At 58.3% G+C, this 22,109-nt stretch carries 17 protein-coding genes; 12 read left to right on the top strand and 5 right to left on the bottom strand.

The genetic code is table 11. From position 1 onward, the window contains the following. Nucleotide 1 precedes the first annotated feature (1 nt). The 3 genes from FGL65_RS00655 to FGL65_RS00645 all read left to right on the top strand — a co-directional run bounded on the left by FGL65_RS00655 (nt 2) and on the right by FGL65_RS00645 (nt 3,378). A complete protein-coding gene (locus FGL65_RS00655; RefSeq protein WP_147818881.1) occupies nt 2–673 on the top strand; it encodes a hypothetical protein in 672 nt (223 codons plus the stop codon). Next, the gene (locus tag FGL65_RS00650) at nt 667–1,896 is read left to right on the top strand and encodes a DUF4857 domain-containing protein (protein WP_147818879.1); all 1,230 of its coding nucleotides are present in this window, start codon (nt 667–669) and stop codon (nt 1,894–1,896) included. Before FGL65_RS00655 ends, FGL65_RS00650 begins: the two co-directional genes overlap by 7 nt. Nucleotides 1,897–2,322: 426 nt before the next feature. Then, nucleotides 2,323–3,378, top strand: a complete 1,056-nt coding sequence (locus FGL65_RS00645; protein WP_147818876.1) for a mechanosensitive ion channel family protein — start codon at nt 2,323–2,325, stop codon at nt 3,376–3,378. A 98-nt stretch (nt 3,379–3,476) separates the two neighbouring features. Here FGL65_RS00645 and FGL65_RS00640 read toward each other — a convergent pair whose 3' ends face one another. Then, nucleotides 3,477–5,774 carry a cache domain-containing protein gene (locus FGL65_RS00640; RefSeq protein WP_187170474.1) on the bottom strand — a complete coding sequence of 766 codons (2,298 nt, stop codon included), beginning with the start codon at nt 5,772–5,774 and terminating at the stop codon, nt 3,477–3,479. 209 nt (nt 5,775–5,983) lie between these two features. Then, nucleotides 5,984–7,582 (bottom strand): sensor domain-containing diguanylate cyclase, encoded by a 1,599-nt coding sequence (locus FGL65_RS00635; protein ID WP_187170473.1) that lies wholly within the window; start codon nt 7,580–7,582, stop codon nt 5,984–5,986. Between the two features lie 300 nt (nt 7,583–7,882). Between FGL65_RS00635 and FGL65_RS00630 the strand changes: the two genes are divergently transcribed. The 4 genes from FGL65_RS00630 (at nt 7,883) to FGL65_RS00615 (ending at nt 13,564) form a co-directional block, all read left to right on the top strand. Next, entirely contained in the window at nt 7,883–8,791 is a 909-nt protein-coding gene (locus FGL65_RS00630; RefSeq protein ID WP_147818870.1) for a glycyl-radical enzyme activating protein, read from the top strand. Between the two features lies 1 nt (nt 8,792). Further along, nucleotides 8,793–11,150: a trans-4-hydroxy-L-proline dehydratase gene (hypD, locus tag FGL65_RS00625; protein ID WP_147818868.1), complete on the top strand. Its 2,358-nt coding sequence runs from the start codon at nt 8,793–8,795 to the stop codon at nt 11,148–11,150. Between the two features lie 2 nt (nt 11,151–11,152). Next, complete coding sequence (locus FGL65_RS00620) at nt 11,153–11,737, top strand: hypothetical protein (protein WP_147818866.1); 585 nt, start codon at nt 11,153–11,155, stop codon at nt 11,735–11,737. Nucleotides 11,738–11,905: 168 nt separating this feature from the next. Beyond that, nucleotides 11,906–13,564 (top strand): glycosyltransferase, encoded by a 1,659-nt coding sequence (locus FGL65_RS00615; RefSeq protein ID WP_147818864.1) that lies wholly within the window; start codon nt 11,906–11,908, stop codon nt 13,562–13,564. 128 nt (nt 13,565–13,692) lie between these two features. On the opposite strand, the gene pseI is transcribed toward FGL65_RS00615, so the two are convergent. Together pseI and pseG are read right to left on the bottom strand one after the other, a co-directional pair. After that, nucleotides 13,693–14,736: a pseudaminic acid synthase gene (gene pseI / locus FGL65_RS00610; RefSeq protein ID WP_147818862.1), complete on the bottom strand. Its 1,044-nt coding sequence runs from the start codon at nt 14,734–14,736 to the stop codon at nt 13,693–13,695. After that, a complete protein-coding gene (gene pseG, locus FGL65_RS00605; RefSeq protein ID WP_147818860.1) occupies nt 14,737–16,212 on the bottom strand; it encodes a UDP-2,4-diacetamido-2,4,6-trideoxy-beta-L-altropyranose hydrolase in 1,476 nt (491 codons plus the stop codon). A 220-nt stretch (nt 16,213–16,432) separates the two neighbouring features. Here pseG and pseB point away from each other — a divergent pair, with 220 nt between their 5' ends. Together pseB and pseF are read left to right on the top strand one after the other, a co-directional pair. Continuing rightward, nucleotides 16,433–17,416: a UDP-N-acetylglucosamine 4,6-dehydratase (inverting) gene (gene pseB / locus FGL65_RS00600; protein ID WP_147818858.1), complete on the top strand. Its 984-nt coding sequence runs from the start codon at nt 16,433–16,435 to the stop codon at nt 17,414–17,416. A gap of 13 nt (nt 17,417–17,429) precedes the next feature. Beyond that, nucleotides 17,430–18,146, top strand: a complete 717-nt coding sequence (gene pseF / locus FGL65_RS00595; RefSeq protein WP_147818856.1) for a pseudaminic acid cytidylyltransferase — start codon at nt 17,430–17,432, stop codon at nt 18,144–18,146. Between the two features lie 26 nt (nt 18,147–18,172). Here the strand turns inward: pseF and pseC are convergent, their stop codons facing one another. Then, a complete protein-coding gene (gene pseC / locus FGL65_RS00590) occupies nt 18,173–19,291 on the bottom strand; it encodes a UDP-4-amino-4,6-dideoxy-N-acetyl-beta-L-altrosamine transaminase (protein ID WP_147818853.1) in 1,119 nt (372 codons plus the stop codon). 248 nt (nt 19,292–19,539) lie between these two features. Between pseC and hisH the strand changes: the two genes are divergently transcribed. The 3 genes from hisH to FGL65_RS00575 are packed head-to-tail and all read left to right on the top strand — an operon-like array spanning nt 19,540 to nt 22,107. Next, nucleotides 19,540–20,160, top strand: coding sequence for an imidazole glycerol phosphate synthase subunit HisH (gene hisH / locus FGL65_RS00585; RefSeq protein WP_147818851.1), 621 nt, complete (start codon nt 19,540–19,542; stop codon nt 20,158–20,160). Next, nucleotides 20,151–20,936: an imidazole glycerol phosphate synthase subunit HisF gene (gene hisF, locus FGL65_RS00580; protein ID WP_147818849.1), complete on the top strand. Its 786-nt coding sequence runs from the start codon at nt 20,151–20,153 to the stop codon at nt 20,934–20,936. Before hisH ends, hisF begins: the two co-directional genes overlap by 10 nt. Beyond that, nucleotides 20,926–22,107 carry an N-acetyl sugar amidotransferase gene (locus FGL65_RS00575; protein ID WP_147818847.1) on the top strand — a complete coding sequence of 394 codons (1,182 nt, stop codon included), beginning with the start codon at nt 20,926–20,928 and terminating at the stop codon, nt 22,105–22,107. The genes hisF and FGL65_RS00575 overlap by 11 nt, the downstream gene beginning before the upstream one ends. Nucleotides 22,108–22,109 lie beyond the last annotated feature (2 nt).

Genomic DNA, 22,109 nt, shown 5'->3' with positions numbered 1-22,109 from the left:
TATGTTTGCTGCTTTGGCATACAAGGAATGGCTGAAGCTTCGTTTGGTGTTCTGGGTGCCCTTGGCCGCGGTGCTTGTCGCTTTGGCCCTGGCGCTGGTCGACTTTCGTCATGTCAATGAGATGATCGGCCCCGTCATGCTTTGGTACGATGTGGCTTTGCTGGACAAGGTTTTTTATTCGGACCTCAGGTATGTGTTCGTGTGCGTATCCGTATGGTTTGCCTTGTTCCAGTTCGTACCCGAATGCACTGACAATCGATTGCGCCTGTTGTTCCATCTGCCAGTGCCCCGGCGCAAGGCCGTGTATTTCATGGTGGGAGTGGGACTGATTTGCACCGCGGTGGTCGGTCTGGCCGCAGTGAGCGGGTTGGCTTGTATCGTCGGGGCCTTCATGCCTGTGGAAGCGGTTTGCATTGCGGTGCTTACCTGTGCCCCATGGCTGCTGGCAAGCATTCCCGCTTACCTGGGTACGGTTCTGGTTGTTATGGAACCAGCCTGGCCACATAAATTTGTGCATGGAGCGGTGACGGCCTTGTTTGTGCACGGACTTACTGCCTCTTCCATGCAGGGTGCATATGAGCACACCATCGTACTTTACGCACTGGGCTGTCTTTTGTGGATCTTGCCCATCGAACTGGCAGCCTTCAGGGTCAAACGGGGGGGAGCATGGTAGCTTTCGCGCGGATTTCCGCCATAGCGGTCATAGTTATGGTGCTGGCAATGGTGCTGCCAGGCCTGTTTGCCAAGTCCACCAGTGTCAGGGTCAACACCCCAATTCTCTACTATAGCCCGGTGCTGGAGCGGTTCGTCATGCAGGGCAACAGAGGGGCGGTCGACGAGCAAGACAATATATTGACCTTGCGACAGTACATGTGTTCCCTACCGTTCCTCTACCGCACGGCTTTGGTCAAGTGGAACCAATTCCCCCAGACGGTGGGCGGCGTTCCTGTCACCCCGGGAGAGGCCTCGCGTCAGTTGCAGTTCGTACGCATTTCACCCAAGGACATCAATGTGCCTTCATGCGGGCTGCACATGCTGCTTGAATCCGAGCCGGAGGGTGCTTCTCTTGAGATGGCTGCGGACATGTTTCGGCTGAGGGATGGAATCGAATTTTTGCGTTGTGAAACCAACTCAGTGGACAGGGAAAAAACCGAGCAATTCACCTCGGCGATGCTGCAGGCCGGGTTTACATTTCCCGCTCGCGCCATTGGTGGCGAACCGGACACCCGCAAGCCTTTTGATTGGGGCTATTTTCTGGTGGACGATACCAACATGCTCTTTCATTTGCGCATGGTTCGTGGTGAACCGCTGTGCATCAATACGGGCAAGCGATTCGACCAACCTGTACGTTCCATTTTCGTCAAAGAAGACGAACGCAGGGAGTTCTATTGCGCCATCGTTACCCAAAACGATGTGTTTATTGTTTTTTGCAAAAACTACGAGTTGATTCGTTTGCCTTTGGACGGCTACAATCCGGACAAGGATGTGGTCATGTTGTTGACCTCCCCCCTGAATCGCGTCGTGCAGCTTCGCGGTGAAGACTTCGTGCAGGGCACGGCCCTGGATAACCACTGGAAACCTGTACACCGATATGTTTTGCATGTTGACCGTACTTCCAAGGTGGAGCGGGACAAACTGGCTTCTTTGATCTTTCCGTTCACTTTAGAGGCAAACAGCCCCTTTACACATTTTAAGCCATTGAATATCAAACATTTTTATGCATGGCCGTTGTGGAATGTCGCGGGGGTGCTTTTGTGCATGGGGCTGTACATGGCGGTGTACCGTATACGGTTTCGCAAGAATCCGCCCAACTGGGAATTGGGCCTGTTGGCTGTCACCGGCTTGTATGGGCTCATTGCCCTTATTGCAGTGGGACGTTCAGGGTCGGACCTCTAGCCTGTCAGGAAAATGTAAAAGGGCGCCCTGCGGGGTGGCTCGCGCGATGGGTTTGAAGCCCACCTGTAACGTTTCCGTATAATAGGTCCATTGTAAAGTAGATACTTCTGGCCCCCCTCTGGATTGGCGTGCTTTCCTGCACTCTATTGCGCAGGATGAAACTTTGTCTCCGAGGCATTTTGTGATACATTGGCTTGGTACAAAGTTCGAGGAATAATGATGAAGGCTGGAGAAAAAAAGTAGTATATTCAGTCTAGTAACTGAATGTGCCCTTCATGTCTCTTCCTCGGTACCAGCAATCAAAAGGGTTCCGGCTACAGCCGGAACCCTTTTCTTATGGGCGGTCATGGGCGTGAATATGCCCGCCGCTCTTGAAAAAGATCATTGTTTGCATCAGAATCCCCGGAATCACTGCAAGGAGAGGATATGCTGGACAAGACGTATTACGGCAACACCATATGGGAGTGGAGCATCGCGCTCGGCATTATCGTGGCCTCGCTGGTCGTGGGCAAGATCGTCTACTGGATCTTCAAGAACGTCATGCGCAAGCTGACGGCCAGGACCAAGACCAAGGTCGACGACATTCTCGTGGACACGGTCGAGGAACCGCTGACCTTCGGGCTCGTGGTGCTCGGCATCGGCATCGGCCTGGGCCGCCTGACCCTGCCGGAAACGGCCGAGTTCTGGCTGGACAAGGGCATCTACATCCTGGTCATCATTGCGGCCGCCTGGTTTATCACCCGATTCTTCGACGCCATCGTCCATCACTACATCAAGCCCCTGGCCGACAAGTCCGAGAGCGATCTGGACGACCAGATCCTGCCCATCGTCAGCAAGGGCGTGAAGATGATGGTCTGGGTGGTTGCCGTCATCGTGGGGCTGGACAACGCGGGCTACGATGTGGGCGCCATCCTGGCCGGGCTGGGCATCGGCGGTCTGGCCATGGCCATGGCCGCCAAGGACATGGTCTCCAACCTCTTCGGCGGGTTCACCGTATTCACGGACCGCCCCTTCACGGTGGGCAACCGTATCGTGGTCGACGGCATCGACGGCACGGTGGTCGAGGTGGGGCTTCGCAGCACCCGGCTGAAAACCCTGGAGGGACGAATCGTGACCCTGCCCAACGCGGTCTTCCAGAATTCCTCCGTGGAGAATATCTCGTCGGAGCCCGGGCGCAAGGTGGTGACCACCATCGGCTTGACCTACGACATGGACGAGACGCAGATGCAGCAGGCCATAGATATCCTCAACGACATCGCGGCAGGCAATGCGCACCTGGATGGCAAGCATCGGGTTGGTTTTTCCGGTTTCGGGGATTTCTCCATGAACCTGATCTTCATCTACTGGATCAACAAGGGCTCGGACATCATCGAAACCAACACCGAGGTGAACATGTCCATCCTGAAACGCTTTACCGAGGCGGGATTGGAAATGGCCTTCCCCACCCAGACCGTCTACCACCAGGCGATTCCCGCAGGCTGAGTGCTCCTGAGAACATTATGAGACAATAAACGGTCCATGTTTTGTCATGGGCCGTTTTTTTCGTGCCTCGGGCCGTGCGAACGGGGAGGAGTGGCGCGTCAGTCCCCGCCCTTTGACAACGGAAGCGTGAAGTGGAAGGCGCTGCCCTGGCCCGGTTCGGATTCGACCCAGATGCGGCCCCGGTGCAGGGCAATGATGCTCCGGCACAGGGCCAGCCCGAGCCCCGCCCCCCGGGGCTTGTCGGTCAAGGGGTCCCCGAGCTGCGTGAAGTGGTCGAATATGCGTTCCCGGGATTCCGGGGGGATTCCGGCGCCCGTATCCCTGATGATGAATTCCATTTCCTCTTCCCGCGGGACGGCCGAAAGGGTCACCCCGCCTTCCGAAGTAAACTTCACGGCATTGCCCAGGAGATGGGTGAGCACCTGGAAGATGCGGTCGCGGTCCGCCACGACGTCGGGCAGCTGCGCCGGGGTATCCAGTTCCAATGAAAGTCCTTTGGCGGCAGCGGAGCCGGACACGGCTTCCACGGCCTGTTCCGCCAGGGCCCCGGGGTTGGCCGGTTTGACGCACAGAATGATTTCACCGGCCTCCAGCCCGGCGAAGTCGAGCATGTCGTCGATCAGCTTGGCCAGCCGGGAGCTTTCGGTTTCCATGATGGCCAGGTTTCCGGCCGCTTTTTCGATTGTCCTGAAAGTGTCCTCGTCCGCCGGATCAATGGCGGGCACCACCTTGGACTGCAACTGCCGCTTGATCATCCGGGCAAAGCCGAGAATGGAGGTCAGGGGGGTGCGCATCTCGTGGGAGATCATGATGAGGAAATCCGACTTGAGCTGGCTGGCCGCCTCCGCCTCCGCCTTTGTCCTGGCGAGGTTGTCCATGAAGTCGTGCTGTGCGGTGACGTCCTTGAGGATGCCTTCCACAAGGACGAATCTGCCGTTGTGGTCCAGCACCATCCTCTCGGACACTTCGCCCCAGAAGATGCTGCCGTCGCGACGCCGCAGGCGGATGGGAACACCGAGCACCTTCCCCTTGTCGAGCAGCTCCCTGTACAGTTTTTCCCTGTCCGTGGGCTCGACATAGAGGCTCTTGGTGATGTTTCCCACTTCCGCAAGCATCTCCTCGGGGCCGGAATACCCGAAGATGCGGGCCATGGCCGGGTTGATGCTCACAAATATTCCCTCGGGCAGGACCTGGAACATGCCTTCAACGGCCTGTTCGAAGATCGTGCGGTATTTTTCCTCGGACTCGGCGAGCCGGTCGCGGGAGGCTTCCAGGTTGTCCATGAAGTGGTTGTAGTATGCCGCCAACTTCCCGAATTCTCCGCCCAGCTCCTCGTCCATGCGCAGGGAAAGCTTGCCTCCCGCGCCTTCCTCGAAGGCCTGCATCAGGGAGGGCAGCGGCCTGGTCGCGACCCGGGCGACCCTCCAGGACATGAGGAAGAGCAGGAGCACCATGCCCACGGTCGTTGCGGTCACCACGTATGTCAGCAGGTGGAGCGGGCGCTCCACCTCGTCGAGGTATTCCGTGGATGCGACGATCCATCCCAGTTCAGGGATCGAATCGTAGACCGCGATTTTCTTCCTGTATTTTGTTTCCCCGGGGTTGATCCAGTCGTAGGCTATGGTGCCGCTGTCTCCCTTGAGCAGCCCCCCCGGAAAGGCGTTGCCCATGGGGTCGGTGGAGGTCAGGACATTGACGCCTTCGTACCTGGGATGGATGATCAGCGTGCCGTTGTCGGCCATGATGAAGGAGTACCCGGTGTCGCCGATGGTGTGGGCAAGAACGCTTTCCCGGAAGTCGTCCAGCCGGATCAGCTCCAGGAATTCCTCACGGTATGAGGAGGCGGAGATGATCCAGTCCCATGGCTCGAAATAGGCCATGTACAGGGACTTGGGCCTCGGAGCCGACTCGCCGGGGTTGGCCCACTCGTATTCCACATACCCGTTTTTCAGCTCCCGCTGGATCTTGCTCAAGGGGAATTGGTTGACGTCGGCGCCATGCATGGACGCCTTGGGGTGGACTCGCATGATGACTTTGCTGTCCACACAGAACAGGTACCCGGTCTTTCCGATGGGCTGGCTCAGGAGCACTTCGGCGGCCCTGGCCTTTGCCTCCTCCTCGCTCATGCGTCCCTGCCGGGCCAGCTCGTGGAAATGGGCGACGATATCCCTGTTCTTTTCGGCCACCGCCCGCAGGTGGTTGTGGATCGCCGTGTTCACCGTGGTCCGGACAAGGTCGCGTATGGACGCCGTGCTGCGGGTGAGGTGCTTCCGGATGTCCTGCTCGACGGAGAAATGGATGACCCAGAAGAGCAGCAGGCTGCTTGCCGCCACCACCAGCAGGGTGCCCAGCGAGGTGCCGATAAAGAGCTTTGCCCAGAGGGGAAGCCTTTTCATGTTCCGACGGATCCGGGGCATGGCGGTTGCCTTTTGCCGGGGTGCGTTCCGGGGCCTCAGTCAGGATACTACGGGATACTATACAGTATTGATACCCCTGGTTCAATCGGCGGCAATGATATTCAGGGTTGGCGGCATGTTCGGCAGGAAAGAAATCATGGAGTCCGCAGGGCGGGATGGCCCACGGGCATTCATGGGCCGGGAGAGGGTCAGTCGGCCACGCAGACTCTGTCTCTTCCGCTGTCCTTGGCCTTGTACAGGGCGGTGTCGGCCCGCTGCACGAGGTTTTCGTAGGTCTCGTCCGGCTGGTACCGGGCGACGCCGAGGCTGATGGTGACGGGCTCCGCCGTGGTGAAGCGCGTTTCGGCCACGGCCTCGCGGATACGCTCGGCCAGGACGGCGGCCGCCTCGATATCGGTGTCCGTGGCCAGGAGCAGGAACTCCTCCCCGCCCCAGCGGCCGAACCGGTCCGTGGTCCTGACCAGGGAGGTCACGGTTTCGCTCACCTTGCGGAGAACCTCGTCCCCGGCATTGTGGCCAAAGGTGTCGTTCACCCGCTTGAAGTGGTCGATGTCGAACATGAGCACCGCGAACGGGGAGCCGTGCCGCCGTGCCCGGTGGGTTTCCTCAATGAGGATCCGTTCGATGGCCCTGCGGTTGTAGATCCCGGTCAGGGCGTCGTGCGTGGCCAGTTCCCGCAGTTTGCGGGTCTGCCTGCGGATGATGGTCCTGAGGTGGCGCTGGGAAAGCCGCCAGCCCACGACCAGGGCGGCCTCGACAAAGAACAGGGCGACCAGGGAATACAGGATGTTGTTGAACAGGCTTTTGCGCAGCAGGTCCCATTTTTCGGTGGCGTCCTTCCAGATGACCACGGCCCCGGAGTCGGGGAGGTTGAAATCGATGGTGCCCCGGTAGTCCCGCAGCGGGAAAACGCCGACCTGGATGGGCGTGTCCCCGGCAAGGAATTCGGCCCCATGGCCCGAGTTCAGGAGGGTGGTCACCGGCGATTGCGAAAGGAAATCACGGGGCGTGGGGGCGGTGCTGCATTCCACGTAATAATCGTCCACGGTCCTGTTCTCGCCGAAGTGCTTCTTGACGAACTCGGGCCACATGTTTTGCCTGATGTGCTTTTCATGCAGGAGCACGGCGATGTTGCTGTCCAGTTCCGCGGCAAGGGCTTTGAGCATGACCGTGAACGAGGTGCCCGCCTCCAGGGCTCCCACGTGGGTGGCGCGGCCGTCCTTGTCCGGCATGGAAACCGGGACGACTCCCCTGATACCGGAATAGACCCTGCCGGTTTCAAAGCCCTTCACCGGCCGGTGCAGCCGGTTGACGTCCACCACGGTGTAGCGGACTTCGTCCATGTTGTCCCCGTGCTTTTCGGGACGGTGGACCCGGAGGAACGAGGTCGACCCCGGCCCGAAATGGAAGTGCAGCTGGCGTACGTCGTACTGGGAGGTCATCTGCTGCCAGCTTGGTTCGACAAAGGCGTGGAGCCGCGAACGGATGTCGGAAAGCTCGGCCTCCCTTGCCGCCGAATCGGGCTGGTCATTGACGAGCTGGGCCTGGTGGAAGAGCTTCTGCACCTGGGGGATGTTGGCCACGAAGGAGGCCAGCTGCTGCATGCTCGTGGCTTTCGCCTCCATGCTCAGGGCGAAGACGTGCTGGGCCTCTTTGGCCCAGCGCCGGGTATCCGCGTTGACGGCGTTGAGGGCTGAATAATAGTTGATGGCGATGAACAGCAGGTCGGACAGGATGATGAATGCGGAAACGATGAGCAAAGGCTTGTTTTTCAGGAGCGTGGGCATCGGGGACTCCATGCTTGTCGGGGCTGTTCAGTTTCCTTCATACTGCATACCGTGTGGGGCTGGTATTATAATATCCAATCTGTTCAGTAAGTTGACGAAATAAAGCCTGGTTTATACTTTTGTCTCCCACGCAGCGTCCGCCCGCAGGCTGTGGTTTCTTCGGCTTGCGGCGGCTGCCTTTTACAAAATCCGGGTCGCATTCCTGCGGCCGGGAAATAATATTCGGGGGCCCCGCCAAGCGTCTTGCCCGGAATTAGCAACCGGCTTATGCAGAGGAATACCGAAAAACCGATGAGGCCCATGAGCACGCAGGGAACCATATTCGCCATCAAGCGCTACGCCATCCACGACGGCCCCAACATCCGGACCACCGTGTTCCTCAAGGGCTGCCCGCTGTCCTGTGCCTGGTGCCACAATCCCGAAGGCCTTTCCCCGAAGATCGACGTGGTCACCGTGGCCGACAGGTGCGTGGGCTGCGGCGAGTGTGTCCGGGCCTGCCCGCAACGGGCCCTGACCCTGACCGAGCAGGGGATTTCCCGCGACAGGGGGGCCTGCGACCAGTGCGGGACCTGCGTGGATGTCTGCCCAGCCCTGGCCCACGAGCGCACCGGCAGCCGCGAGAGCGTGGAGTCGGTCATGGAGGCCGTGCGCAAGGACATGCCCTTCTATGACCAGACCGGCGGGGGCGTGACCTTTTCCGGGGGCGAGCCGCTCATGCAGCCTTCTTTTCTCAAGGAATTGCTCATGGCCTGCGGCGGCCTGGGCGTGCACCGGGCCGTGGATACCAGCGGATTCGCCGGGCGCGGCGTGCTGCTGGATGTGGCCGGGGCCACGGATCTGTTCCTTTTCGACCTCAAGCACATGGACGACGAGACGCACCGAAAGTACACGGGCGTGTCCAACACGGACATCCTGGCCAACATCGCGGCCCTGGCCGCGTCGGGAAAGGACATGGCCGTGCGCATCCCGCTCATGCCCGGCATCAATGACGACGAGGCCAACCTGGAGGCCACGGGCGCGTTCGCGGCGGGGCTGCCCGGGGTCCATCGGGTGGACGTGCTGCCCTACCATGCGGCGGCCAGGAGCAAGTACGCCAAGCTGGGGATGGACTACCCCGGCAGCGATATCCCCAGATTCGAGAACGGCCGGGTGGAGCGGGCCGTCACCATACTCAAGCGCCACGGGCTGAATGTTCGCGTGGGAGGTTGATATGAACGAGCGTATAGAAAGACTCAGGAAGGAAAGTTTCGAGGCCGTGCCCTCCATCTCCATCGAACGGGCCGTCATGGAGACGGAATTCTACCGCGAGAATTACGGCAAATACTCCCTGCCCGTGCTCCGGGCCAGGTTTTTCCATGAGCTGTGCGCCCGCAAGACCCTGTACATCGGTGAACTGGAACTCATTGTGGGCGAGCGCGGGCCGCGCCCCAAGGCCGTGCCCACCTTCCCTGAGCTTACCTGCCATTCGGCCGAGGACCTGCGCATCCTCAATTCCCGGTCCATGGCCCGCTACGACGTTGCCGAGGAAGACATCGGGACCTACGAGGACGTGGTCATCCCGTACTGGCAGGGCCGGTCCATGCGCGACCGCGTATTCAGCCACGTGCCCGAGGATTGGAAGGCCGCCTACGAGTGCGGGCTGTTCACCGAGTTCATGGAACAGCGCGCCCCCGGGCACACGGCCCTGGACGGCATCATCTACGAAACGGGCATGCTCGATTTCAAGGCGCGCATCACCGGCAGGCTGGCCGCACTGGATTTCCTGAACGACGCCGAGGCTTCGGACAAGGCCGAGCAGCTCAAGGCCATGGACATCGCCTGCAACGCGGTCATGCTGTTCGCGGCCCGTCATGCGGAGCTGGCCGACCACATGGCCGACCAGACCGACGACCCGGCGCGTGAGGCCGAACTGCGGCGCATGGCCGACGTCTGCCGCCGCGTGCCCGCGCACCGGCCGCGCGACTTCTGGGAGGCTCTCCAGATGTACTGGTTCGTGCACCTGGGCGCCATCACCGAGCTCAACGGCTGGGACGCCATGAGCCCGGGCCATCTGGACCAGCACCTGGGACCGTTCTACGAGCAGGGCATTGCTGACGGCACCCTGAGCCGCGAGGCGGCCAAAGAGCTGCTGAGCTGCTTCTGGATCAAGGTCAACAACCACCCGGCACCCCCCAAGGTGGGGGTCACGGCCAAGGAGAGCGGCACCTACAACGATTTCACCCAGATCAACATCGGCGGGCTGAAGCGGGACGGCTCGGACGGCAGCAACGAGGTTTCCAGCCTGATCCTGGAGGTGGTGGACGACCTGCATCTGCTGCAGCCCCAGCCCAGCGTGCATGTGAGCGAGCGTACGCCCGAACGGCTGCTGCGGGCCGCGTCCAGGGTCATCCGCCAGGGCTACGGCTATCCCTCGGTGTTCAATTCGGATTTGGTGGTCATGGAGCAGGTGCGCGCGGGAAAATTCGTGGAGGATGCGCGCGAGGGCGGCACCAGCGGATGCATCGAGACCGGCGCGTTCGGCAAGGAGGCCTACATTCTCACCGGCTACCTCAACGTGCCCAAGGTGCTGGAGGTCACGCTCAACAACGGCGTGGACCCGCTCACGGGCCGCAGGGTGGGCCTGGAAACCGGAGACCCCGAGGCCTTTGAAACATACGAGGAACTCTACGACGCCTTTGTCCGCCAGCTGGAACACGTGGTGGACCTCAAGGTGCGGGTCAATAACTACATCGAGCGCATGTACGCCAAGCATTCGCCCGCGCCGTTCCTGTCCGTGGTCATCCGCGACTGCATCGACAAGGGGCGCGACTACTACGACGGCGGGCCGCGCTACAACACCAGCTACATCCAGTGCTGCGGCATCGGCACGGTCACGGACAGCCTTTCCGCGCTCAAGACCCATGTGTTCGAGGGCGGCCTGTCCATGGCCGACCTGCTGGAGGCGCTCGAAAACGATTTCGAGGGGGCCGAACCCTTGCGGCTGCGGCTCTGGAACCGGACCCCGTTTTTCGGCAACGACGACGACCGGGCCGACGACATCATGCGCCGGGTCTACGAGTCCCTGTTCCAGACCATTGACGGACGTCTGAACACCAAGGGCGGGCGCTACCACCTGAACATGCTCTCCACCACCTGCCACGTCTACTTCGGCAAGATGCTCGGGGCCACGCCCAACGGGCGCAGGGCGCATCTGCCCGAGTCGGACGGCACCTCTCCATCCCACGGGGCGGACCGCAACGGGCCCACGGCCGTGGTCAAATCATTGAGCAAGATGGATCAGGCCAAGTCCGGCGGCACCCTGCTGAACCAGCGCTTCCTGCCCAGCGTGCTGGCCACGGACCGCGACCTGGACAAGCTCTGCGGCCTGGTGCGCACCTATTTCACCCTGGGCGGGCACCACATCCAGTTCAACGTGGTGGACACCAGAACCCTGCGGCTGGCCCAGGAGAACCCGGACGAGTACCGGAACCTGCTGGTGCGGGTTGCGGGGTACAGTGACTACTTCGTGGATCTGGACAGGGATCATCAGGAAGAGATTATCAGCAGAACGGAACAGGAGTTGGGGTAGTTATGTCTGGAACAAAGATCGATGATTTGAAACTTGGCTTTTTACGCGACGTTTTCTTTTCCAATGCGTGGTCTGCTGCCGTGGCAAACAGGGTGCGGAAGACGTATGTGAAAGGTGCTAAAGATAATGAGCGCTATTTCGTATATTACACCTTTCAGGACTTCTTGTACGACCTTGAGAAAAAATATGTTGCAGGAAAAGTTGATGAAAAGGAGCATCTTGCGAACATAGAATCTTTGGTCGAGAGATCAATGGAGGATGATTTAAAAAGTTGCCTGTTTAAAGGCAAGATGACTTTTGGAGTCGCTCAGAAATTACTCAATATGTATCTGAAATATCTTTGGTGTGCTGGAATAATTAAGCATGAACCTCCTCATTGTCCGATTGATAGTATTGTCCTGAGAAATCTGGATATTGATACTGCCCAAAAATCTCAAGGCGCATTGCCCAAGTGGCCAGATGCAGATGAAAAAACTTATAATAAATATATTAATAAATTAAATGATAAGACAAATAATCCATCTCAGTGGGAACTTCGAGAGTGGAATGAATATTCAAATAAGGATAAGGAAAGATATTTGCGCTGACGCGCGGGCGCCCCACGCAAAGCTTTGAGGGACGCCCGGTTGATAAAAACATTGATGAAGAATTGCTAACGCTATAAGGTGGCTCGCCTGTCAATAGTATTTTATTGGTCGGCGCTAAACGGTTTCACAGTATGCACTATTCATAAAATAGACCACATTGTAGGCATTATGATTCAGAACAGAATTTCATTGGCTCAGAGGTTGTTGGCGTATTATCCGCAAGGCAGGTATCTGGAGATCGGCATCAGGCGTGGAGACAACCTCTGCCGGGTCCATGCTCCCAGGAAGGTCGGGGTGGACCCCGTTCCCCGGACGGACCAGCTGCCTCCGCACTTGCTCCCGAACCTCCGGCACGTGACGATTCATCCTGAAACAAGTGACGAGTTCTTTTCTCAGAACAACGAGATATTCGACGTCATTTTTATTGATGGGCTTCATCTCTACGAGCAGGTCATCAAGGATGTCTCGAACGCCTTCAATTGCCTGAGTGAAAATGGTCTGATCTTTTTGCACGACTGCCTGCCCAAGGAAGAGTTCCATGCCACCCGTGAATTCCACGACGGTGCCTGGACCGGCGATGTTTGGAAAGCCGTTCACCATATTCAGCGGGATTTCCCGCAGATAGGTCATGCGGTGTTTGATTGCGACTGGGGCCTGGGGCTGCTGTGGCGCAAGGACGAAAGCGCTTTCCCCGTGGACATCAGGGAAGACAAGTCCGTTACCGAGTTGCCGTTTTCATTTTTTGCGGAGCACAAGGGGGCGACCTTCAACATAACCGACCCCGCCGATGCGGAGAAGGTCCTTGCGCAGACGCCTGCGGGGCGCGCCGTATCCCGCTCTTCCGGAGAAGCCGCTGAGAGCCCCCTGGTGACCATCATGATCCCCACCTTCAATCAGGCGGATTATGTTTGCGAGGCCGTGGACAGCGCCCTGGCCCAGACCTATGAGAACCTCGAAGTCGTGGTCAGCGACGACCGCTCCTCAGACAATACAAGGGCGGTATTGGCCGCCTATAAGGACAACCCGAGGGTCAGGGTCTTTCACAATACGGAGAACCTGGGGAGAGTGGGCAACTACCGCGTCAGCCTTTACGAGAGGGCCCGAGGCGAGTGGGTGCTCAATCTGGACGGGGACGATTTCATCCATGATCCGGAATGGATAGCAAAAGCCATGGAGCGTATTGCCTCCGAGCCGGAAATTGTCATGGCCTGCGCCAAGAAACGCACGCTGTATTCCGACGGCACCGAGAAGGTGGGCGGGCAGAATGTCGGCTTTGCCCCGGTCGTTGATGGGTTGGAAGCGTTCATGGCCCTCAAGGATTGTTCCTTCAGCGCACCTCACGTCACCGCTTTGTACCATGCGGAGCTTGCGCGGGAACTGGGTTTTTATTCCTATGACATCGTGAATACCGACCTGGAGTGCACCTATCGCATGCTTCTTGCCGGCAAGGTGGCCGTCTTCGACGAAGTGGTCTCCACCTGGCGGCTGCACAGCAACAATGCCTCCATTTACCAGAGCCCGGAAGAGAGGGTCGACAACATTCTTTGTTACACGAACCCGTACGACAAAGCCCTGGAAGGTGGCCTGGACAGGAAGAAAGCCAGGGCATGGCTTGATGCCCACCTGGAAATTGCATGTATCGATGCCTACGCGCTCATGAAGTACGATGCGGATGTGGCCGGGTTCAGGAAGGTGCTGGGTGCGGTGAAGACGATATCGCCTTCGGTTTATTACCGCTATGCTTTCAAACCGAAATTCCTGCTTAAGCAGCTGACCATGTCCCTGGGGCTGGAAAAGCCCAAGAAGCCGCACTGGCTGAAGCCCTGATCAAGGATTTTATTTCGATCCGGCACCATATTCCGTGAAAAAAAGAGCCAAGGGCAGTGATTCCCTTGGCTCTTTGCATATATGGGGCTTGCGTAAGGCGTTTGTGGTGCGAACGTGGTGTTGAGGGGCTACTCAATCAATTCCCAGGAACAGGGGGTTCCGCGTTCGATGTCCCGGGAAGCCTTCTTGCCGATGATCTCTTCCAGGTGCCTGGTGTGCAGGCCGTTGGAGGGGCGGATTGAACGGACGTGGGCCCCGGTGATGATCTCTCCCTTTTGCACATCCTCGACAAAGAACAGAGAGCGGCGGAAGTTTCTACTCGCCTTTTGTTTTTCCGTGATTTCGTATGTGACTTTTCCCAAGGACTTTTCCGCGATCCGGATGTCCCTGACCATGGCCTTGAATTCGTCGGGCTCCATGGAAAAGGATGCGTCGGGGCCGCCCGCTTCGCGGCTCAGGGTGAAGTGTTTTTCCACCACGCAGGCTCCGAGGGCAACCGAGGTGACAGCCACCGCGGACCCCAGGGTGTGGTCGGAAAGCCCTGCGGGGACGCCGAACCGTTGGGCCAAGTCCGGGATGGTGCGCAGGTTGGCGTCTTCGGCCAGGGCGGGATAGGCGCTGGTGCATTTGAGCAGGACAAGGCCTTTGCCGCCTGCGTCATGGAATGTGTCCACCGCCTCCTGGATCTCGTCCAGGTCGGCCATGCCCGTGGACATGATCATGGGTTTTCCTGTGGAAGCGATCTTGCGGATGAGGGGCAGATCCACCACCTCGAATGAGGCGAGTTTGTAGGCGGCCACGTCCATTTCCTCAAGAAAGTCCACCGCAGAATGGTCAAAGGGGGAGGAGAAGAGCATGACCCCGAGCTCGTCCGCAACCTTCTTCAGTCTGGGCTGCCACTCCCAGGGCATGTACGCCTCTTTGTAAAGGCTGTGCAGACTTTGTCCCTCCCAGAGGGTACCCTTGATGCGGAAATACTGGTTGTCGCTATCAATGGTGATCGTGTCCGGGGTGTATGTCTGCAGTTTGACAGCGTCGGCTCCGGCCTCAACCGCGGCTTCGAGTATTTTCACCGCGCGGTCCATGTCATGATTGTGGTTGGCGGACATCTCGGCGATCACAAATACTGGCGCATCGTCGCCGACGGCATGAGATCCCAATTTGATATTCATTTATTCTCCTCTGAAAATCATGCGCAGCGCTTGCGCACCGGTGTAGTCCAGCGTTTCCTGTTCAAGGAAGCCCGCAGCCGCAAAAACCTTGCGGGATGCCGCGTTTTCCGGTTTTACATATGCCGTAATGGCCATGCGGCCATCTCGGCAGCAGTGCTCGCATCCGGCCTTGATGAGTGCCGATCCCAAGCCGACCCCGCGGAACTGCGGAGAAAGATTAACGGATATGACGTGTTCTCCTTTGACGAATTCGACACGCACCACCCCCACCGGAACATTGTTTTGGTTCATGCCGATGAGCATTCTGCAATCCTTTTGCTCCAGCTTGGCCGTGAACCATTTGCAATGGCTTTCCCACGGTATTTCTGAGCTGTCAAAGGAGTTGGTTCTTGAAACGGGGTCGTTGGCCCATTGCCAGATCGGGGCGCAGTCCGTTTCTTCCGCCGGGCGAACGCTGATTTTTGTTGGAGCCATGCGTTCAACAACCCGGGCGGCTCCGTGCCCATCCACCAGTCTTCGGCCCGCAGCCGCCATCTCTTTAAGCGTTTCGGGATTCTGCTTCAGCCGAAGAAGTTCCTGGAAGAGACGCTTCTTCAGCCCGGAGTCCAATCCGCCGCAGTCCACTCCGACTCCCGATCGTTCGATGAACCGGCCTACCCCAGTCTGGTTGTCCGCCGTGGTGACGGCCAGCATCGGAACCCCGAGGCAGGCCAGTTCCAGGCTGACCACGCTGGCTGAGGTTATGGCTAGGTCGGCCCGCCACATCTCCTCAGCCAAGTTGGCTGGATTGTCCAGGAGTTTGGCCGGAAAAGGGGCTTTGCGGCAGGCTTCTGCCAGTTCCGTAAAACGCGGATTCGCAGGCCCGGAAACAACGACGGCTTCAAAGGACGCATTACTCAGGGCTTTAAGTGCCGTGAAGGTTGTCCCCGTGGGGTCGCTTGCCCCCATGGTGATGAAAACGACAGGGCATGCCCTCTGGGCGGTGCGGGGCTTGTTGTTCCAGTCGAGAAATTCTTCGCGGATCAACGCATGTCGGGGGCCGGTAAGACAGGTGGTCCCTTCGGGATACATGCCATTGCTGGCGTGGACATTATGGTTGAGCACCAGGTCGAATGGGTAGGACTGATGCTGGGCCTGGTCGTCGATGAAAAGTGTTCTGTAGCCCATTTGCCTGAGCGCTATGCCGTCGTTGGGAGTGAAATGATAACCGTCGAGAACGACCCATTCTTCGGGCATATCCCTTTCCACGAACGGAGCCGCCCCCGTAGAGTCTGCATTTATTGGCACAAGGGTGAAGCCCGAGTTCTCAATGCGGGTTCTGATGGCTTCGGACGCCAAATGTCCGTGAAAGGCAACCTCCCCTCCCCGTCGTTTCCAGGCCTGGGCCAGGGCGAGGCAGCGCATCACGTGTCCTCCGCCCATGGCGGGGGTCGCGTCCGCGCGGATATGAAGTTGTCCCGGTTGGTTGTGGGTCATGGTTGCTCCGCGTCCGGTGGTTGAGGATTTACGCCCGTAAAAATATCCGTACTAGTAATGTCACAGCAGGAACCCCGTCAACTGGGGGCAGTGTCGAAAATGACGATCTGGCCCGCAAACCTTGCGTTTTACGGGCCTCTTGCGCTAGATAACCAGGATTGTTTCTCGTCAAAAACACGCAGATTGAATAGAACGCGCTAACATATTTAAGGATACACCTGTGTTCAATAATAAAAGCATTTTGGTGACCGGCGGCACCGGTTCGTTTGGAAAGGCATTTATCAACACTCTTTTGCAAAAATACAATCCGGAACGGATTATCGTCTTCAGCCGCGACGAGTTGAAGCAGTTCGAGATGCAACAACTGTATCCGGTCTCCATGTATCCGCAAATCAGGTATTTCCTTGGCGATGTCCGTGATGCGGAGCGTCTGCACCGCGCCTTCCGGGGCGTGGACATCGTGGTGCACGCTGCGGCCATGAAGCAGGTGCCCGCTGCTGAATACAACCCCTTCGAGTGCATCAAGACCAACATCATGGGCGCCCAGAACGTCATCAATGCCAGCCTTGAACAGAAGGTGGAGCGGGTGCTGGCCCTTTCCACGGACAAGGCGGCCAATCCGTTGAACCTGTATGGCGCCACCAAGCTGTGTTCGGACAAGCTCTTTGTTGCGGCCAATTCCTACTCCGGCGCCGAAGGGACCCGTTTTTCCGTTGTCCGCTACGGGAATGTGCTCGGCAGCCGGGGCAGCGTCATCCCGTTCTTCATGCAGAAAAAGGCCGAGGGCGTTTTGCCCATCACCGACGAGCGCATGACCCGTTTCTGGATCACCTTGGAGCAGGGGATCGATTTCGTGATCACCAGCATGGAGAAGATGGTGGGCGGAGAGATCTTCATTCCCAAGATTCCGTCCATGAAAATTGTTGATCTGGCCAAGACCGTGGCGCCGGAGTGCGATATCAAAATCGTGGGAATCCGTCCCGGCGAAAAGCTGCACGAAGTCATGGTGCCTTGCGATGAGTCCCGAAACACGGTTGATCTTGGCGACCGGTATGCCATTCTTCCCGCCTTCAGCGCCGCCGGTATTTCGTATGACGCATTGGGAGGCACTCCGGTAGAGGACGGCTTTTCGTACAGCTCCGACGGCAACGATGAATGGCTTACTTCGGAGCAGCTGAAAAAGATGCTCGGCGACTTCGCCTAACTCTCGAAAACGCATGAGCATCGCGCTACAGAATCAAGGCAATGTCGCCATTATTCCCGCCAGGGGTGGCAGTAAGCGTATCCCTCGCAAAAATATCAGGGAATTCGCTGGCAAGCCTATTATTGCGCATTCCATTGAAACCGCGCTGAAGAGCGGTCTTTTCGAATCCGTCGTGGTCTCCACGGACGATGAGGACATTGCCGAGGTGGCTCGGGAATATGGAGCTGAGACTCCTTTTCTTCGCCCGGCCGACCTTGCAGACGATTTTACGGGTATCGTTTCCGTGATCCGGCATGCCGTGCAGCAGCTACAGGACGACGGCCGAAATGTGATCAACGTCTGCTGCATGTTTGCGACCGCGCCGTTCATAGTGCCGGCCGATCTCGCCGCGGGCCTGGAGGCGTTGAAAAACGCTCCGGCCGCTTTTTCTGTAACCTCGTTCGCCTACCCCATTTTCCGTTCCCTGCGCATGGAAGAGGACGGCCGATTGGAGATGTTTCATCCGGAGAACCTCAACGCCCGGTCGCAGGATCTGCCTCAGGCATGGCATGACGCAGGACAGTTCTACTGGGCAAGAAAGGATTTTCTTCTTTCGGGGGGGGAGTTTCTTATGGGCGATGCCGTGGGCATTGTGATTCCGAGGCACCGGGTTCAGGATATTGACGATGAGGAGGATTGGGTGCGGGCCGAGGCCATGTACCGGGTCCTCAGAGAACGGAATGAGATTTGAAAAGGGCTGCCTTTCGGCAGCCCTTTTTATTTGTTTTTCAGCAGCTCGGAAAAGGTGTCAACAACGGTCTGAATCTGCGCGTCCTGCAGGGCCGGGAACATGGGGATGGAAACGATTTGTTCATAGGCAGCTTCGGCCACGGGGCACAGCCCACGGCCTGTGCCGAAATTCTTCCGGTAGAATGGGTGCAGGTGAACCGGGATGTAATGAACCTGGACTCCGATGCCCGCTTCGCGCAGTTCTGCGAACAGGGTGTCCCGTTCGGGAACGCGGACCACGTAGAGGTGGTATGCATGGGTTCGGTTTGGCTTTACCTGCAGGGGGCGGACAGGTCCTTCGGCAAAGGCCTTGTCGTATTTTGACGCAATGGACCGTCGCCGTTTCAGGAAGCTGTCCAGTTTGTTCAGCTGGCTCAGCCCCAGGGCGCACTGGATGTCCGTGAGGCGGTAGTTATACCCGAGCTCCACCATTTCGTAGTACCAGGTGCCGGCGGATTCGCGCATACGGGCGTCGCTGCTGATGCCGTGATTGCGGAACCTGCGCATGAAGTTCGCGTATTCCAAGCTGTCCGTGGCGATGGCTCCGCCCTCGCCCGTGGCGATGTGCTTGACCGGGTGAAACGAATAGACCGTCATGTCCGCAAAGGCGTTGACCGGTCGGCCTTCGCAGGTGGCGCCAAGGGCGTGGCAGCTATCCGCGACCAGCGCCAGGCCGTGCTTGTCGGCCAGGGCGCGCAGGCTGCTCCAGTCGCAGGGCTGGCCCGCATAATCCACCCCGACGATGGCCTTGGTGCGCGGGGTGATGGCCTTTTCAGCCCCTTCCGGGGAGAGGAGCAGGGTGTCTTCCTCAACGTCCGCGAAGACCGGGGTCCCGCCGCAGTAGGTGACCGCATTGGCCGTGGCCGCGAAGGTGATGCTCGGAACGATGACCTCGTCATCCTTGCCGATGCCCAGGGCGGCCATGGCTGCGTGCAGGGCGGCTGTGCCGCTTGAAACGGCGACGCAATGTTCGGCCTGACAGACTTTTGCGAGGGCGTTTTCAAAATCCGGCACCATTTGTCCGCAGGTGAGCCAGTCGGAGCGCAGCACCTGGGTTACGATGCGGATGTCATCTTCATCGATATGCTGTTTGCCATATGGGATCATAAGAAGTATCGCCTATAGTCTCGTGTTGGTGTGTGGGGATCGGGCGGCCGGATCCGGGGACTGGAACGGGAGACATCCGGATCATGCTGTGCTGGATTCTTAACGCAGCGTGTAGCAATCTGCAAGAAGGAACAGGGTGCGCGGGCACGATCCTGCGGCTTGATTCTCCTCCCAAAGGCTATTAATGAATTGCTGTTGATTATCAGTCAGTCCGGCATCGAACGACCTGCTTCAACAAAGGAAAGAGAGTGATCGGCATTGTAGATTATGGATGCGGAAATCTGGCTTCCATCAAGAACAGCCTGGATTATCTGAACATTCCCAATGAGGTGATAGACGACCCGGAGAAGGTGGCGGCGTGCGGCAAGGTCATTCTTCCCGGCGTGGGCGCTTACCGTCAGGCCATGAACCAGCTGGATGCAACCGGAATGAAATCGGCTGTCCTCGAGTACGCGGCAAGCGGCAAGCAGCTTTTGGGCATCTGTCTGGGGATGCAGCTGCTGCTTACCCGGAGTCATGAGCAGGGCGTTCACGACGGGTTGGATTTGGTGCCGGGAACGGTCGAGCCCCTGAGCGCCGCCAGCGAGGAACTGCGGGTTCCCAACATTGGCTGGTGCCGGATAGAGGCGGCACCGGAAAGCAGGCTGCTGGCCGGTATTCATGCTGAGGATCTCTGCTTTTATTTTGTGCACAGTTACTACTGCAAACTGAAGGACTCCGGCTGCGTGTCGGCGACGCTGCAATACGGAGCCACATGCGATGTCGTCCTTGAGTGCGGCAATGTGTTCGGCTGCCAGTTTCATCCGGAAAAAAGCCAGCACGCCGGTATGGCGCTTCTGAAAAATTTTTGGGAGATGGAATGCAGTTAAGGCGTTTGATACCTGCCCTTTTTATCCAGAACGGACTTATCGTGCGGTCCGAGGATTTTTCGATCCATCAGATTATCGGCAATGTGGTCAATGAGGCGGCCCGCTACAACCAGTGGAATGTGGACGAACTCATCTATGTGGATATCAGCCGACATCAGAAGTATGACGCCCGTCGCGACGATCACCGGATCTCCTCGTTCAGCTCCATAGAGGAAATCATTCAGGGCATTTCCAAGGTCTGTTTCATGCCGCTGACCTTCGGCGGCGGCATCCGGAAAATCGAAGACGTTGATGTGCGCATCCGCAATGGTGCGGACAAGGTCATCCTGAATACCGGAGCCTACGAGACCCCCGAGTTGGTCGAGGCCATAGCCTCCAAGTACGGGAACCAATGCTGCGTCATCTCGGCGGATTACCGGATGGTGGACGGCAGTCCCATGCTTTTCACCAATATGGGGACCCGGAATACCGGCGTCAACGTGCTGGATTGGATCCGACGGTGTGAGACGATGGGGGCGGGAGAAATTTTCCTGCATGCCATTGATCGCGACGGCAAGGCAAACGGCTACGACTTCGAGACCATCAATCGGGCATGCGAGGCCACGCGCCTGCCGGTCATAGCCTGCGGAGGGGCCGCGACCATTGAGGATTTCATCGACGTGTTCCTGGATACGCCGGCCAGCGCCATCGCCGCCGGGAACATGTTTCATTTTACCGAGCATTCCTACCCCCGTGCAAAGCGGGAGCTGAAAAGAGAGAAAATCAATGTCCGATAGGAAATATCTTGTGCATCCGGACCGGCCCGAAAAGATAGAGTATTGCAAAAATTGTGTGGCTCCCTCCTCGTCGGCCATTCCCCTCGCCTTTGACGAGGAGGGGGTTTGCTCCGGATGCAGGGTTTCCGGCCAGCGCGACAAGGTCGACTGGGAAGACCGCAAGAACCGACTGGCGAGGCTGCTCAACCGCTACAGATCCAAGGATGGGGCCAACTACGACTGCATCATCCCGGTTTCCGGCGGAAAGGACTCCTATTTTCAGACCCATGTCATCAAGAACATCATGGGCATGAACCCCTTGCTGGTGACCTATCATGGAAACAACTACACGCCGACCGGGCTCAAGAATCTTCGCAACATGAAGGAAGTGTTCGGGGTGGACCACATGTTCTTCACCCCCTCCATTCATGTGCTGCAAACCCTGAACAGGATGGGGATGCTCATGATGGGTGACATGAACTGGCATGCCCATTGCGGGATTTTCACCCTGCCCATCCGCGTGGCCCTGCAGTTCAACGTGCCGCTCATCATCTGGGGCGAACACGGGTTCATGGATATCGGCGGCATGCATTCCTACAATGACTTCGTGGAGTTCACCTATCGGTACAGGCACGAGCATCTTTGCCGCGGCTACGAATGGTACGACTTCCTGGAGGCAGCGCCCAGCTATGGTGAAAGTCTCGAAAAGAAGGATCTGATTACCTGGATGTACCCCAGCGACGAGGAGATCGACCGCGTGGGCGTCCGGGGTATCTTTATTTCCAACTATGTTCCTTGGGAAGCCAACGTCCATGGAGAGATGGTCAAGAAGGAATACGGGTTCCTGGAATCCGAGGAGCCGTTTGAGCGAACCTACCGCCGCATGTCCAACCTGGACGACATGCACGAGAACGGCATCCACGACTACATGAAATACATCAAGTTCGGTTACGGCCGCGCCACGGATCATACCTGCAAGGATATCCGCGCAGGCAAAATGACCCGGGAAGAGGCCATAGAAATCGTTCGCCAACGCGACCACATCAAGTCCAAGGACCTTTGGCGCTGGCTGGACTACGTCGGTTGGACCGAAGAGAAGTTCGACCAGGTTGCCGACACGTTCCGCGACCCGCGGGTCTGGTGGAAGGGACAGAATGGCGAGTGGGTCAAGGACAATCTCTGGGACGAGTAACG

It is taken from the genome of Salidesulfovibrio onnuriiensis (assembly GCF_008001235.1).
Taxonomy (GTDB): Bacteria; Desulfobacterota; Desulfovibrionia; order Desulfovibrionales; family Desulfovibrionaceae; genus Pseudodesulfovibrio; species Pseudodesulfovibrio onnuriiensis.
The sequence above is the reverse complement of the archived record's forward strand: the minus strand, read 5'-3'. Positions and strand labels throughout refer to the sequence as shown.